The organism is Chitinophaga chungangae (assembly GCF_017742215.1).
GTDB classification, from domain to species: domain Bacteria; phylum Bacteroidota; class Bacteroidia; order Chitinophagales; family Chitinophagaceae; genus Chitinophaga; species Chitinophaga chungangae.
On record NZ_JAGHKP010000001.1, the window covers coordinates 948,508 to 963,202 of the forward strand.

Here is a 14,695-nt window from a genome sequence, read left to right on the forward strand (position 1 = left end):
CCTGACGGGGAGCTATTTTAAAAAAAGCAAACCAATGAATAGAATACACCTTTTTTGTATCGCGCTCGCTGCGGCGCTCTGCAGCTGCGGCGGCCCGATGGCGCTGCCGGCCGAGCGCAAAAAACTGCCCGGCGACGAAAGCACTACGAGCATTCCGCTGCCGAACGCGGCAGACGATTCCGCCACCATGAACCTGGTGAACACGTATAAACCGATGGCTGTTCCGCTGCTGGCGCAATGGGCGCAGCAAGGCGGCACGGGCGTAACGATAGACCTGCGGGCGGATGCAACGCGGCCAGCGCTGCGTGCGGAATACCGCGTAGAGCGGGCGCAGGAATTTTCGATCCCGGTAGAATTTGTCTGGGACGCGGCTTCCGCCGGCCGTGCCGCCGTCTTTATCCGGGAACTGGAATCCTGGTCTGCCGTGAGCGTACGCAGCATCGGCAGCGCCTCCGGAAATTGTTTTCAACCATAACATCAAAAAACCATGCTTCGAAAAATATCATTGCTGCTGTTTGCCGCCGCCATATGGGGAAATGTCTCCGGGCAAGACACGCCGGCAGATTCAACAAAAGCGGATTCAACAAAAAAAAGTACGCCGGTTTCCCTGCGTTCAAGGAAAGCGCCGAAAACCTACGCCACGATCGTTACTGCAAACTTTACCACGCAAAAAGGCATGTTCACCGTGCATCAGCATGGAGACACGATCTATTTTGAAATACCCGATTCCATCCTGAAAAGGGACATCATGGTGCTCAACCGGCTGCGTATGGCCCCCGCCGGCCTGAACGTATTCGCCGGCGAAGCTTTGGAGCAACGCACCATTCAATTCGAAAAAGGGCGCGATTCCACGATCCATGTACGGTACAACCTGTTGCTGAACCGCGCGGATTCTGGCGAAGCCATCCATGCCGGGGTACTGCGGTCTAACCTCAACCCGGTAGTGTATTCTTTCCCGATCATCGCTTATACGAAAGATTCTACGGGTTATGTGATCGACGCCTCGAAGTTCCTGCGGGAAAAAACGTTCGTGAACGATGCGGGGAATTTGTCTTCCCAGCTGAATGTGCAGAACATGAAGGATGTGAAAGTGGAATCGGTGCAGGTTTATCCTATCAACGTGGAGATCGGCATCACTAAAAACGTGCAGACCAAAGGCGCCGGCGGCGACCCGGTAACGCTTTTCACGCAGTCGTCTTTCGTGTTATTGCCCAAAGTGCCGATGGCCCAGCGCCTGTTCGATCCGCGGGTGGGATATTTTACGCATACGTTCAATGCTTTCGGAGACAAGCAGCAACGCGCCGAAGAACGCCGGATGATCGTGCGGTGGCGGCTGGAGCCAAAGCCGGGCGACCGGAAGAAATGGGAACGCGGCCAGCTGGTAGAGCCCGAAAAGCCAATCGTGATCTACATCGATCCGGCGACGCCGAAACAATGGCGGCCATATCTCATCCAGGGCATCAACGACTGGCAGGCGGCATTCGAGCAGGCCGGCTTCAAACGCGCGATCATCGGCAAGGAATGGCCTGAGAACGATCCTGATATGCACCTGGAAGATGCGCGGTATTCCGTTCTTCAATATTTTCCGTCCGCCACGCCCAATGCGTACGGCCCGCAGATACACGACCCCCGCAGCGGCGAGATCATACAGACCCGCATCGGGTGGCATCATAACGTGATGAAGCTGCTGCATTCATGGTACCTCATTCAGACCTCGGCGGTGGACCCGAAAGCACGTAAAGCGGTCTTCGACGAAAAAACGATGGGCGAGCTGATCCGTTTCGTGGCCAGTCACGAAGTAGGCCATACCCTGGGCCTGCGCCACAATTTCGGCAGCAGCAGCCGCACGCCGGTAGACAGCCTGCGCAGCCTTTCTTATCTCAAAAAACACGGCCATACGGTGAGCATCATGGATTATGCGCGTTTCAATTATGTAGCGCAACCCGAAGACAAGATACCCCAGCAATACCTCTTCCCCGGCATCGGGGAATATGACCGCTGGGCGATTGAATGGGGATACAAAAATGCAAATGCCCGCAGCCTGGAAGAAGACACCAAAACCGTCCGCAAATGGATCGAAGAGCGGTTGCGGCAAAACCCGCGCCTGTGGTTCGGCGACGGCGAAACCAAAAAGACCGATCCCCGCTGCCAGACGGAAGACCTCGGCGACGATGCGGTGAAAGCCGGTACCTACGGCATCGCCAATCTGAAACGTATACTTCCGCACCTCGCCGAATGGACCTACGAAGAAGGCGGCGTGCAGCAAAACCTGTCGGAAACCTACGAAGCGCTGAAGAATCAATATACCCGGTACATCGGCCATGCCCTGAAGAACATCGGCGGCGTATACGAAACGTTGCGCACGGATGGTGACACCGCCAGCGTTTTCGAGATCGTGCCCGCGGCGAAGCAGTTGCAGACGGTGGTTTTTTTCCAATCGCAATTGTTCGAAACGCCGCACTGGCTGCTCGATCCCGCCGTGGTTCGGAAAACCGGCGGCCCCGCCGCTCCCAATTTTGTGGCAGACATGCAGGCCCGCGCCGTCAACAGCCTGCTGGACATTGGCCGGCTGAACAAACTGGCGGCCAATATGCAGCAGTTCGGCGAAAAAGCATTGCCCTTAACGGATTACGTGGAAGCCGTGCATGCAGGTGTCTGGAAAGAGCTTGGCGCTGGCGGTTCACTGGTGATCGACAGCTACCGCCGCGGTTTGCAGAAGGCGTATTTCGGCGCAGTGTTGTCGGTGATCGCCTCCAAAGATGCAGGCGTGAACGAAACCGACGCTGCGTCTATACTGCGGGCGGACCTGTTCCGCCTCCGCGAGGAAATAGACGCCGCGCTCGTGAACACCAAAGACCCGCTGACATTATATCACCTGAAAGACCTTCAATACAGGATAGCAAGCGTGCTCCAGCCGCCAAAGAGCTGATACTGTCCTGCCAACCATCCCTGCCTGCCCCGGAGCGATCCGGGGCTTTTTTTGATAGTGTTTGCCGGGTAAAAAAGATGAATAATATATGTAAATTATTTGATATATTTATGATGTTAAAATTACTCCTATGCCGTATTGTTTTAAATGCAACCGTAAGATCGAGCGGGGACAGGGCGTGAGGAAGGAAGTGTACACAGGTCATCACAAGAGCGCCGGATTCTCAGGCAACAGGCCTTGGGCCGGTAAAAGGAAGTATTACGCGATGCGCATTGTTTGTAATGATTGCGCAAAACCCTCAACTTCCGAAAGCCTGTTTACAGCATTAACCGTGATGTTCTTATTGTTTCTGCTCTGGTGTTTTCGTGGCTGGGTTTGTTAACCGGCGCCCCGATCGGTTCTTTTGCGCACCGGCGCTTCGTTTGTTAAAGGCTCGTCTTTCAAAGTAAATTTTTTTATTTTAGGTCTACCACAAATCACGCGTTATGAAAACCTGGCGTTACCTGCCATTGGCACTATTGTTTGCCGCCGCCTGTGAGCAACCCGCGGACAGAGGAACCGAGATCGCCCAAAGCCTGGACCTCTATCTTCCCAACAACCTCGAGGTTACGCTATGGGCGGAATCCCCGATGTGCTACAATCCCACCAATATGGACGTGGACGCCAGGGGCAGGATCTGGGTCACCGAAGCAGTGGATTACAGGAATTACAACAACGATTCGGCGACACATCTGCATCATGCGGCGGGAGACAGGGTGATGATACTTGAAGACACCGACGGGGACGGTAAATCCGATACCTCGAAGGTTTTTGTGCAGGACAGAGACCTGCTTGCGCCGGTCGGCATCGCCGTGATCGGCAACAAAATCGTGGTATCGTGCTCGCCGAACCTGGTCGTATATACAGACGAAAATGGAGACGACCGCCCCGATAAAAAAGAAATTTTCCTCACCGGTTTCGGCGGCCTGGATCACGATCATTCTCTGCACGCAGTGTATGCCGGGCCGGACGGCAACTGGTACTTCAACACGGGCAACGCGGGCCCGCACGTAGTGAAAGACAAAAGCGGCTGGACGTTGCGGTCGGGCAGCATTTACACGGGCGGTTCGCCTTACAATACAGAAAACAGCGGCAACATGAAAAGCGACGACGGCAAGGTGTGGGTCGGCGGTCTTGCGTTGCGCATCAACCCCGATGGCACCGGCCTGAAAGTAATGGGGCATAATTTCCGGAACGCATATGAAGTGATCCCCGATTCTTACGGCAATCTTTGGCAGAACGATAACGACGACCAGGTGGTGGCATGCAGGACCACCTGGCTGATGGAAGGCGGCAACGCCGGGTATTTCAGCACAGACGGCACCCGTTTCTGGCAGGCTGACCAGCGCCCCGGGCAGGAAGTTTTTACCGCGCACTGGCACCAGGACGATCCGGGTGTAATGCCCGCAGGCGACCGTTCGGGAGCGGGAGCGCCCACGGGCATTACCGTATATGAAAGCGATGCGTTGGGGAAAAATTACCTGGGGCTGTTGATGAGTGCGGACGCCGGGCGGAACGTCATTTTCGGTTATCGTCCCGCGCTGAGCGGTTCGGGTTTTGATTTGGGGAAAAGGGAAAACTTCATCAGTTCCATCGCAGACGATAAGGAGCCTTATATATGGAACGATTCGGCGCGGAACGCAAAAAAAGAAAGCTGGTTCCGCCCCAGCGACGTTACGGTGGGTACGGACGGCGCGATTTACATCGCGGATTGGTACGACCCGGTAGTGGGTGGTCACCAGATGCAGGACAGCACCGGGTATGGAAGGATCTACCGCATCGCGCCGCGGAATAAAAAACTAACCGCGCCGAAAATTGATCTGCGCACCACGGAAGGCCAGGTGGAAGCGTTGAAAAGTCCGGCCATCAATGTCCGTTACCAGGGTTTCGCGTTGCTTAAAAGCAAGGGGGCCGCTTCCGTGCAGCCTGTTAAAGCTTTGCTGAACAATTCCAATCCATATATACAGGCCAGGGCCGTTTGGCTGCTGTCGCAATTAGGGCCCGAAGGCAAAGCTGCGGCGGAAGAAGTACTGCAGCATCCGGACGTGCAATTGAGAGCCACGGCTTATCGCGCCTTGCGCCAGACCGGCGGAGACGTACAATATTACGCGAAGAAAATGGCGAACGACACTTCCGCTTTTGTAAGGCGGGAAGTGGCCATTTCCCTGCGGGACGAGCCCTACGACATCAAAAAGCCTTTGCTGCTGGAGCTGGTAAAAAAGTTCGACGGAAAAGACCGCTGGTATCTCGAAACGCTCGGCTCCTGTTTCGACGGGCACGAATCGGAAATATACCCTGAGATCGTAAAAGTATTCGGGGAAGGCAAATCCGCTTCCCGCTGGAGCCCTGCCATGGCCGCGCTCGCGTGGCGCTTGCATCCGCCCGAAGCCGTGGCGCAGCTGGCGGAAAGAGCCGCAGATACTGCTTTACCGGTAAATGAAAGAACGGCTGCGTTAACCGCGCTGGCCTTTATCAATACAAAGCCCGCCGCCGCGGCGATGGTAAGCCTTGCAAAACAAAACCTGCCGGGTGTTTCCGAAACGGCGGCATACTGGCTTTCTTTCCGGCAGGGAAACGACTGGTTCGCCCTGGCGGACTGGAACGCCGCAGGTATCAATACCGCCTACCAGCGCAAGCTGGCGAAGATGAAGGGAAAAAAACAATTCCTGCTGGACGAACATCAGCCGCTCGCGGAAAGAATGCAGCGCGTCCGCGAAATGTCCGCCGATTCAGTGGGAGGGCAGCTGCTGATCGGCATGGCGGAAGATAATACCCTGCCTGCTGAGCTGCGCTCCGTGCTTGCGGAAAAGATATTTTCGAACCCCGATGCCACCATCCGGATGCAGGCCGGTAAATATTTCAAACAACCCGGTGCGGACAGGCAATATTCCATACCTGGCATGTTGAAGCTGAAGGCTGATATTAAGAAAGGCCGCACCGTATTTTCCACCCGCTGCGCCAGCTGTCATAAGCTGGATGGCGCGGGTTCCGGTATCGGTCCCGACCTCTCCGGCATCGGTAAAAAATTCGACAACGCCGCCTTGTTCGATGCTATCGTGAACCCCAGCGCAGGGATCGTTTTCGGCTACGAATCGTGGTTGGTGAACACGAGCGACGGCGCGTCCCTCTTTGGTTTCCTGGTGTCCGAAAACGAGCGTTCCATCGTTGTGAAAGACATCGGCGGGCAAAAACACGTAGTGGATAAAAAGAAAGTGATCTCGCGGAAAAAGCAGGAGAAAAGCCTGATGCCAGATCCCGTCAGCAATCATCTTTCGGAAGAGGATATTGCGGATGTAGTGGGTTATTTGATCAATTATTCATCGCGCTTTTCTCAGCATCGGCCGTAAAACAGGCGAGCTGCCGGATTGAATTTCGCCGATCACCTCGAAGCCGTGACGCTGATATAGTGAAATGTTTTTGGGGTTGGAAGATTCGAGGTATGCGATGGCCCCGTCACGGTCAACGGCCTTGAGCGCTTCCGCCATCAATGCGGAACCTGTCCCCGCGCCCTGGTGCGCCGGGTCTACGCCTATCATCGGCAGGAACCAGTGGGGTTCGGCGGGATGAAATTTTCCCATTTCCCCGAAAATTTTCTGCATATCCTCTTTTATATCGTCGCCGGTGTTCTCGTCGAACAACTTCTTTAAAGTTTCTTCATCGGATTTCACACCGGGCGGCAGCCATAATGCAGCACCGGTGAAATCATCGGCAATGTAAGCCGTTCCTTTCCCGAACGCGCTTCCGCCGAAAGCCTTCGTCAGCGAAGGAAAAACGGCTAAATATTTTGCAGGGTCAGGCAAAGACCATCGCGCCATCGGATCGATACTGAATGCCAGCGTTAATATGCCGATGGCGCCGGGTTGGTCTGCTGGTATGGCTGTTTTTATTTTCATGACGATGTTTTTATATAAACTGCTTTTTGCGAAACGGGTACATCTGTTTAGTGTGTCGCATCAGCTCTTTTGTTTCTTCACGCGACTTTTAGAAGTAACAATTAATAGGGTGTGAGTGTTCAAGCTGAACGGTTGTTCCCCGGCGCCGTATGCTTTCTTATCTTGTGTTATATATTGCTTCATTTTTCTTTTTCACCGAAATTCTTTAATATCTTTCAGTCTGGGAAACCAGGACCCTAAACAGAAATGTAAACTTGTAAATTATGCGTGTTGGCCGAAATCTTTTCTCCGGGAAAGGCAGGTACCTGGGCGGGTTGATACTGCTCCTGGTTATTTTTGCAGTCTGCCTCGCTTACAATATGACGGTCGGCGACGACTTTGGTCTCGCCAGAAAAGAGGTTTTGCTCCGCAAGATCGGGCATGAACTGCTTTTGCAGTCGGGCGACCGTACCTCAAGGGTGCTCCCGGTTAAAAAGATCGCGGCAACTGAATACCAGATCAGCTTTGAGAACGAACTTACTTTTCAGCCGGATTCCCTGATGAATATAACCCGGCGCGTGCTGGCCAAAGACCCCCTCACACGTGACTATGTAGTGAACGTTGTGAACCGTGGCAACGGCAGTGTGATCTACGGATTCGCTATGTCCGGCAATGAGCAGGATAATATTGTAACTTGTTCAGGAAGAGTGCAACCCCGGGCACGTTACATGATCAATATCAAATTTAAACCGGTGGAAACAAATACAGCCAGGAATACATATCTCCTGGGCAGTCTGCCGTTTTTAGCATTGGTTGGTTTTATTGTTTTCAGATCTGCTAAGCCGCGGAAGGTTTTGCCTGACAGGCAGCATGCCAGCATATTCACTTTTGGCCCGGTGTTGTTCGATGCGCAGGAACGACGCCTGACAATAAATGAAAATACCACAGACCTGACCAAAACGGAAACACGGCTGATGCTCATTTTTGCAATGTCTCCTAATGAAACGATAGAAAGAAGCCGGCTGCAAAAGGAGATATGGGAAGACGAAGGTGTTATTGTAGGGCGTAGCCTGGATATGTTCATATCAAAACTCAGGAAAAAACTGGAGGTTGATCCGAATATCAACATTGTTGTTGTACGCGGCAAAGGATATAAGCTTGAAACCAGCTATCAGGAGGGTGTTGCATAAACATAAAGGCCCCCTCGCGGAAGCCTTTACAGATCGTAGCAGTTTCTGCAGTTATTATTTTATTTTCTCCAGACTGTCAATTGAATATTGGACAGTTATTAACCGGGCATGAACGGTTCCGACTTGCTTCTTTTTAACCTCAGCGCTGTCGTAATCGCCTTTTTGCATGAAGGCGCCTATCCTTTCGTTTATATTATTAGCGCTATCCTTCAGGATTTTTTGTTCGTACAAAAGTTTTGTTCTCACTGCATTACGATTGCATCCGAAAGAGAACAGGATGAGCAGGCCTAATACGGCTGAATATTTCATGTAAATTTTAATTAAAATTGAAAAAAATGAGAGAATCGCCTTAATCGATTCGTTTACCGGGCATCTCTTGCCCATTCTGGAAAAGGATCAGCTTTTCCGGGCTGCCCTGCTCATTTTTTACGAATAAGATCCTGTCGTTAATTGCCTTCATGAAAAATTTGGTTGCTGATTCCGCGTATAGTTCATGGCGGGGCTGGTTGGTAGCTTGTGCATACAATCTCCCTTCCTCTTTGGTTATCGAAATCACGAAAGAAGGTTTCAACTGGTATTTTCCAACATAGGTATCCAGGATCTTGTCCTCCACTGTTGCCTCTTTGGGATCGGGAACCTTTTCACCCAGCTCATTTAATTTTCTGATGGCGTTCATACTAAAAGGGTCCAGCTCGAGTGATTTTTTATAATCCGGAATGGCCTTTGCCTTTTCCCCATTCAGCATATATGCTTCTCCCCGGCTATCCCAGGCATTGGCCGACCGGGGAAACTGTGTTACATTAATATTCATCAGCACAATCGCTTCTTTGATCTTGCCTACACTGATCAAATTATATCCCATTTGATTGATCTCCCCCTCATCGAGATTATAAGCAGGCTGCTTTTTTATCTTCTCAAACTGGGTCAGCGCATCTGTCAAAGATTTATTTTGGATCGCATTACCAAGAATATATGCAACGGAGACTTTAGGCAGGTCAAAGGGTTGGTGATACAAGATCTTTATGATATCATTTTGCATCGCGCCTAAATTAGCACCCCCGGTATTATCGAGTAATACCACCAGTTGTTTGTTCTTTGGAATCCTGATTAGCGAAGTATTGAAGCCATTGATAGCACCCTGGTGCCGCATCGCTTCAATGGAATCTTTCAATTGACCGACCTGCATTTTTCCAACGCCCCAACCGTATGCATAATCACTTTTGTAAGGTGTAAACAGGATGGCTTTCGAGGAGGCAGACAGAAGCTTATCGGTGTACAAGGCCTGGTCCCAAATCGCCAGATCTTCAACAGTTGAATACAGGGCACCGGCGGCATATGGAATGGACATATCAATGTAGGGAGCATTCTCATACACTAAATTCCATCGCTGGTAGCCGGAGGCCCGATTGGGTAATACTTTGTAGGATGCATCATAGCCTGTATTATGCATCTGGAGCGGTGTGAAAATGTTCTCCTGCAAAACTTTTTCATAGGGTTTACCGGTAACTTTTTCGATAATAGCTCCAAGCAATACATAACCTGAATTACTGTAAGCAAAAGCAGAGCCTGGTTCAAATTCAAGGGGTAGATCCGAAAACTTTTTAATGAAATCGGCTGGTTTGTATCGATCGCGTTCAAACGTTCTATAGTCAGGAAGGTTGGTATAGTTGGGAATGCCGGAGGTATGGGTCAGCAAATGGTGAAGGGTAATTTTGTCGCCTGCCGCTTTGGGGTAATCGGCCAGGTAGTCGGTGATTTTTCCATCCAGCTTTAGTTTGCCTTGTTCTGCCAGCTGCATGATCAGCATGGCCGTAAATTGCTTGGTGAGCGAACCCAGGCGAAACTTGGTGTTTGGGGTATTGGGAATATCCCATTCCATATTTGCCAGGCCGTATCCTTTCTTAAAGATCACTTTCCCATTTTCTGCAACCAGCACAGATCCGTTGAACTTGCCATTGTCCACATACCTGCGCATGAGATCGTCGATCTGTTTGGCTTTTTCCTGGGCGAATGCCATAGGAGCGAGGGCAAACAGCGCAAAAACGGTTATCCAATAACGGGCTGTCGTACATTTCTTTTTCATGCTTGAGATTATTTAAATTATTGTTTCTGAATTATAGTGAAGGCACTGGCGTTTTAAGCCGGTTAATATTGTATGCAGCGAATTTACTTTAATACATTCCGGCCCGGGAAATTTGTACTGTAAATAGAAATGTAAACTTTGTAAATATTCCAGGATCGTGTGTGGTGGCCGGATTCCCTTTCCGGGTAGACATGGGTATCTGTATGGGGTGATCTTGTTTGGGTGGATTTTTTGGAATATAAGCGGTATCTATTGGGGAGGTGAGCGGTAAAAACAAAAAAGCCCATCTATGATGAGCTTTTTTATTCGTCTTTCGTACCCGGGACGGGAGTCGAACCCGTACGAGCCTTGCAGCTCACAGGATTTTAAGTCCGGCGTGTCTACCAATTCCACCACCCGGGTATCCTGCTTTGTAAATGTATACCATTCACAAAGAACTTTAAACAAAAATTCCAAACCGCCTCGCGACAGTTTGGAACCTTTATTATGGAGCGGAAGACCGGGCTCGAACCGGCCACCCCGACCTTGGCAAGGTCGTGCTCTACCAAATGAGCTACTTCCGCATGTCTTGTAAGAACTTTTTTCTGTTGGGATTGCAAAGATAGGAATTGTTTACAATCTGCAAAGTATTTTTTTACCTATTGAAAAAATTCATACATGTAACGCACCATCCCCAGCAGCTCTTTTTCTTTGCCATAGCACTCTTCCCGCGCAGGCAATCCCTTCTCGTCGTAGCTGTATTTCCATACCAGGTAGTCGCCCGTTTCCGCGTTCACCACCGTCATCTGCGCCAGCCGGTCCTGCGCGTCGTACTCGAAACTATAGTCCGGCAGCATCCGTTTGCGGCTGGGGTGGTACCGCAGCACGTCCGTCAGGCGGCCTTTGGCGTCGTAGTTGTAATATACGCGCTGGCGGCCCGGGGCGGCTTCTTCGGTCACTTTGCCGGCCGTGTCCGTCTGAAACAGTACGATCGTGCTGTCCAGCCCTTCTTTTTTGATCACCAGCCGCTGCAGTTTGCCCGTGCTGTCGTATTCGTACCGGCGTTTTTCGGCGGTGCGGAACTTGTCTTCCCGCCCTTTGCTGTTCGCCTGTATTTCGGCCAGCGCGCCCGCGGCCGTATACTGGTACTGCATCGTGCTGATGCTGTTCACCGCGCTGTCTACCGTGCGCGTTAGTTTGCCGCTGCCCGAAAAGGTGCTCGTCAGCACGCTGCGGCCGCTCACACGGCTTTGCGTCACGGCTTTCAGCTGCCGGAAGCTGGGATTGGTGCTCCGGATGCAAATAAAATCATTGTCCGTTTCCTGGTTGGCGTCCAGCGTTTTAACCGTCTGAAAGCTCACCTTGTTGGCCTTGAACCGGGCCATGGTAGCGGCCGTTTGAGCGGTATTATAAATGTCCTGGTAATAGTACTGCGCCCGGGCGGCGGTGCCCAGGGCCAATAAAAAGAATATATTGATGAGTATACGCATGTCTGGTGGCAATGTTCGCAAAAGTACTAACGTTCCGGGCAATTTAAAACGTATATGCGCGGGAATAATTCATAAATCTATATCTTTAACCGTCCTAAACCTGTCAAGTACTCTTGAAAACACAGCATCTCAGAAAAGATAAAACCTGTCTCAACTGCGGCCGCGAAGTGCCGGACCGCTTTTGCGGCCATTGCGGGCAGGAGAACGTGGAAACAAAGGAATCTTTCGGCCACCTCGTGAGCCATTTTTTCCAGGATATCACCCATTACGATTCCAAACTCCTCCTCACACTCAAATATCTTTTCTTTTACCCCGGCCTGCTCACCAAAAAGTATATGCAGGGCCACCGCATGGATTATGTGAACCCCATCCGGCTGTATGTATTCACTTCCTTCGTATTTTTCCTCATGCTCAGCTTTACGCAGGAAAGCCACAACCCATACGTCCGCCACAAAGAGCGGCCGACGGTGGCGCTTACCTTCGATACGGTGGGCATAGAACTGAAAAAGGCGCTGGACAGCGGTAAGGTGAAAGATTCCGCCGAAATCGCCAAAACAAAAACGGCTGTGGAAATAATGAGGACCATGAGGGACCTGGCGCACGACACCACCGGCCGCGCCGCTTTCATCTACGATTCCCTGCAGCAGGCCATTCCCAAGAGTGAAAGGCACGGCTTCCTGCTCGGCAATACCCTCCACCGTTATTACGAAATGCAGGACAAATACGGCGATAATGTGCAGGACGTAGTGCGCGACAAGATCACGCACAACTATCCCAAGCTCATGTTCCTGCTGCTGCCTTTCTTCGCATTGCTGCTCAAATGGTTCTTTTTCCGGAAAGCGCATTATTATGCGGACCATGCCATCTTTGCGATCCACATGCATACCTTTATTTTTATGCTGGGCATCATCGCGATAATGATCAATCTCCTGCTGCATTCAGATGCGTTATACGCCTGGTTCCTGCTGCCGGCATACATATATTTCGTGTTCGCGCTCCGCAATACCTACGCCGTGTCGCTGGGCACGGCCATCCTCGATTCCGTGCTGATCCTGCTATGTTACGCGCTGGGCACTTTGATTGTCGTGATTTTATTCCTATTGCTTATTTTCGCGATAGTATAATCACTAAATCATACACCAAATGACAGCCCCCGGATTCATTATCGTACAACCGCAGGTGCGGCCTTTTATCGCCCACATCCGGCTCAACCGGCCGAAGGAGCTCAACGCCCTCAACCTTCAGCTGATGCAGGAATTGAGAGACGCGCTGAAGCAGCTGGACGAAGACCCGCAGGTGCGCGTGATCGTGATCGGCGGCAACGAAAAAGCGTTCGCCGCGGGGGCGGACATCCGGCAGATGGTGGGCCTTTCGGCGATGGATATGTACAACATCGACCAGTTCGCCACCTGGGACGTGATCAAAAAAATAAAAAAACCGCTCATTGCCGCCGTCAGCGGCTTCGCATTGGGCGGAGGCTGCGAACTGGCCATGCTCTGCGATATGATCGTGGCGTCTGAAACGGCGAAGTTCGGCCAGCCGGAGATCAAAATAGGGGTAATGCCCGGTGCGGGCGGCACACAGCGCCTCACACGCGCCGTTGGCAAAGCCCTCGCCATGGAAATGGTGCTCACGGGCAGGTTCATTTCCGCGCAGGAAGCGCTGAGTGCAGGGCTGATCAACCGCATTGCGCCGGTGGAGCTGTACCTGGAAGAAACTTTCCGCCTCGCGGCGGAGGTGGCCAAACAAAGCCCGCTGGCGGTGAAGATGGCAAAAGAATCGGTGCTCCGCGCATTCGACAGCACGCTGGAAGAAGGGCTGCACTTCGAAAGAAAAAATTTCTACCTGCTGTTCTCTTCAGACGATCAGAAAGAAGGCATGAACGCCTTCATCGAAAAAAGAGAACCGGTATTTACAGGCAAGTAACTATAAAAAAATTCAGACACCATGAATCCATTCGAACAATTGCTGGCAAACAACAAAGCATGGGCGGCCAAACAGGTTGAGCGTGACAAAGATTTTTTTAAACGGCTGCAGGACCAGCAGGCGCCAAAGTTCCTGTGGATCGGGTGTTCAGACAGCAGGGTGCCTGCCAACGAGATCACAGACACGCTGCCCGGCGAGATCTTCGTGCACCGCAATGTGGCGAATATGGTGGTGCATACGGACATGAACCTGCTCACCGTGCTCGAATACGCCGTAAAAGTGCTGGGCGTGGAGCACATTCTCGTGGTAGGCCACTACGGCTGCGGCGGCGTAAGAGCGGCCATGACGCAGCAAAATTTCGGCATCATCAACCCCTGGCTCAAACATATCAAAGACGTTTACCGCCTGCATAAGGACGAGCTGGACCAGCTGGAAACGCAGGACCAGCAGGTGGACCGCCTCACCGAACTGAACGTGATCGAGCAGGTGAACAACCTCGCCAAAACCATCACCGTCCAGGAAGCATGGGCCGCCGAAAAACGCCCGCACCTGCACGGATGGGTGTACGGCCTGAAAGACGGCCTCATCAATCCCGTGTACCACATGCCGCCCTGCACCCCGCAGGACCCGATATACGAGTTCAACCTTAATTCTCCCAAATAATGAGGCCATTCCTCACCATCGCCGCATGTTGCCTGGCGCTGGCCTGCAACAGTCCTGCCGGCACAGACAAAAAGCAGCGCACGCCCGATTCCGTGGTCATGATCCCTACGGACACGATGATCCACATTACGGACACAACCGTTACGCCCGCGCTGATCGAATCCTGGAAAACGTTTGAGAAATTCAACGGCAAATACGCCGCGGATATCAGGCTGCTCGACCAGAAGCCGCTCAAAGCGCGCCTGAAGGAAATGCTGGGGACGGAAGAAGCGGATTTCGTGGCGCGCTATAAAGTAACGCCGCCGCTGGAAGTGGATGCGGGCGTGCTGTTCAACGAAGGCTGCAAACCGCACAATTGCGGCGTGGAAGAAGCGGCTATCGCCATCGACATGAAAAAGGACGTGATCTACATCGGCATCGCGCGCAACAAAGCGGTGAAACTTTATGGCGAAAAAGGCGATGTGGCCTACCCGGAGCGGTTAATGCAGTGGATGATGAAATTCGAGGAAAAATAATTTGTTTGA

General features: G+C 52.0%; 12 protein-coding genes and 2 tRNA genes. 8 read left to right on the forward strand and 6 right to left on the reverse strand.

Annotated features, from left to right (window positions below; translation table 11 throughout):
- Positions 1-34: 34 nt before the first annotated feature.
- From J7I43_RS04030 to J7I43_RS04040, 3 genes are all read left to right on the forward strand, one after another.
- The gene (locus J7I43_RS04030; RefSeq protein WP_209143506.1) at positions 35-475 is read left to right on the forward strand and encodes a hypothetical protein; all 441 of its coding nucleotides are present in this window, start codon (positions 35-37) and stop codon (positions 473-475) included.
- A gap of 12 nt (positions 476-487) precedes the next feature.
- On the forward strand, positions 488-2,929 hold the full coding sequence (locus J7I43_RS04035) for a zinc-dependent metalloprotease (protein WP_209143508.1): 2,442 nt from the start codon (positions 488-490) through the stop codon (positions 2,927-2,929).
- Positions 2,930-3,414: 485 nt separating this feature from the next.
- Positions 3,415-6,315 carry a PVC-type heme-binding CxxCH protein gene (locus tag J7I43_RS04040; RefSeq protein WP_209143510.1) on the forward strand — a complete coding sequence of 967 codons (2,901 nt, stop codon included), beginning with the start codon at positions 3,415-3,417 and terminating at the stop codon, positions 6,313-6,315.
- On the opposite strand, the gene J7I43_RS04045 is transcribed toward J7I43_RS04040, so the two are convergent.
- On the reverse strand, positions 6,286-6,861 hold the full coding sequence (locus J7I43_RS04045) for a GNAT family N-acetyltransferase (protein WP_209143512.1): 576 nt from the start codon (positions 6,859-6,861) through the stop codon (positions 6,286-6,288). The two genes, J7I43_RS04040 and J7I43_RS04045, sit on opposite strands and share 30 nt — an antisense overlap.
- Positions 6,862-7,124: 263 nt before the next feature.
- Here J7I43_RS04045 and J7I43_RS04050 point away from each other — a divergent pair, with 263 nt between their 5' ends.
- The gene (locus J7I43_RS04050) at positions 7,125-8,030 is read left to right on the forward strand and encodes a winged helix-turn-helix domain-containing protein (protein ID WP_209143514.1); all 906 of its coding nucleotides are present in this window, start codon (positions 7,125-7,127) and stop codon (positions 8,028-8,030) included.
- A gap of 54 nt (positions 8,031-8,084) precedes the next feature.
- On the opposite strand, the gene J7I43_RS04055 is transcribed toward J7I43_RS04050, so the two are convergent.
- From J7I43_RS04055 to J7I43_RS04075, 5 genes are all read right to left on the reverse strand, one after another.
- Entirely contained in the window at positions 8,085-8,339 is a 255-nt protein-coding gene (locus tag J7I43_RS04055; protein WP_209143516.1) for a hypothetical protein, read from the reverse strand.
- 40 nt (positions 8,340-8,379) lie between these two features.
- Entirely contained in the window at positions 8,380-10,113 is a 1,734-nt protein-coding gene (locus J7I43_RS04060) for a serine hydrolase (protein WP_209143518.1), read from the reverse strand.
- 316 nt (positions 10,114-10,429) lie between these two features.
- Positions 10,430-10,515 (reverse strand) — tRNA-Leu (locus J7I43_RS04065).
- Positions 10,516-10,600: 85 nt separating this feature from the next.
- A tRNA-Gly gene (locus J7I43_RS04070) sits at positions 10,601-10,676 on the reverse strand.
- A gap of 75 nt (positions 10,677-10,751) precedes the next feature.
- Positions 10,752-11,582, reverse strand: a complete 831-nt coding sequence (locus J7I43_RS04075; protein ID WP_209143520.1) for a hypothetical protein — start codon at positions 11,580-11,582, stop codon at positions 10,752-10,754.
- 113 nt (positions 11,583-11,695) lie between these two features.
- Here J7I43_RS04075 and J7I43_RS04080 point away from each other — a divergent pair, with 113 nt between their 5' ends.
- Genes J7I43_RS04080 through J7I43_RS04095 form a run of 4 tightly spaced genes read left to right on the forward strand, consistent with a single transcriptional unit; the run spans position 11,696 to position 14,686 of the window.
- Positions 11,696-12,706, forward strand: coding sequence for a DUF3667 domain-containing protein (locus J7I43_RS04080; protein ID WP_209143522.1), 1,011 nt, complete (start codon positions 11,696-11,698; stop codon positions 12,704-12,706).
- A gap of 19 nt (positions 12,707-12,725) precedes the next feature.
- Positions 12,726-13,508, forward strand: coding sequence for an enoyl-CoA hydratase-related protein (locus J7I43_RS04085; protein WP_209143524.1), 783 nt, complete (start codon positions 12,726-12,728; stop codon positions 13,506-13,508).
- Between the two features lie 21 nt (positions 13,509-13,529).
- The gene (locus J7I43_RS04090) at positions 13,530-14,171 is read left to right on the forward strand and encodes a carbonic anhydrase (RefSeq protein WP_209143526.1); all 642 of its coding nucleotides are present in this window, start codon (positions 13,530-13,532) and stop codon (positions 14,169-14,171) included.
- Entirely contained in the window at positions 14,171-14,686 is a 516-nt protein-coding gene (locus tag J7I43_RS04095) for a hypothetical protein (RefSeq protein ID WP_209143528.1), read from the forward strand. The genes J7I43_RS04090 and J7I43_RS04095 overlap by 1 nt, the downstream gene beginning before the upstream one ends.
- Positions 14,687-14,695 lie beyond the last annotated feature (9 nt).

Bases quoted from the DNA above. Each gene is read 5' to 3' on its own strand.
- J7I43_RS04060 (WP_209143518.1), bottom strand. From the start codon at position 10,113: ATGAAAAAGAAATGTACGACAGCCCGTTATTGGATAACCGTTTTTGCG.
- J7I43_RS04075 (WP_209143520.1), bottom strand. From the start codon at position 11,582: ATGCGTATACTCATCAATATATTCTTTTTATTGGCCCTGGGCACCGCC.
- J7I43_RS04035 (WP_209143508.1), top strand. From the start codon at position 488: ATGCTTCGAAAAATATCATTGCTGCTGTTTGCCGCCGCCATATGGGGA.
- J7I43_RS04055 (WP_209143516.1), bottom strand. From the start codon at position 8,339: ATGAAATATTCAGCCGTATTAGGCCTGCTCATCCTGTTCTCTTTCGGA.
- J7I43_RS04040 (WP_209143510.1), top strand. From the start codon at position 3,415: ATGAAAACCTGGCGTTACCTGCCATTGGCACTATTGTTTGCCGCCGCC.
- J7I43_RS04085 (WP_209143524.1), top strand. From the start codon at position 12,726: ATGACAGCCCCCGGATTCATTATCGTACAACCGCAGGTGCGGCCTTTT.
- J7I43_RS04090 (WP_209143526.1), top strand. From the start codon at position 13,530: ATGAATCCATTCGAACAATTGCTGGCAAACAACAAAGCATGGGCGGCC.
- J7I43_RS04050 (WP_209143514.1), top strand. From the start codon at position 7,125: ATGCGTGTTGGCCGAAATCTTTTCTCCGGGAAAGGCAGGTACCTGGGC.
- J7I43_RS04045 (WP_209143512.1), bottom strand. From the start codon at position 6,861: ATGAAAATAAAAACAGCCATACCAGCAGACCAACCCGGCGCCATCGGC.
- J7I43_RS04095 (WP_209143528.1), top strand. From the start codon at position 14,171: ATGAGGCCATTCCTCACCATCGCCGCATGTTGCCTGGCGCTGGCCTGC.
- J7I43_RS04030 (WP_209143506.1), top strand. From the start codon at position 35: ATGAATAGAATACACCTTTTTTGTATCGCGCTCGCTGCGGCGCTCTGC.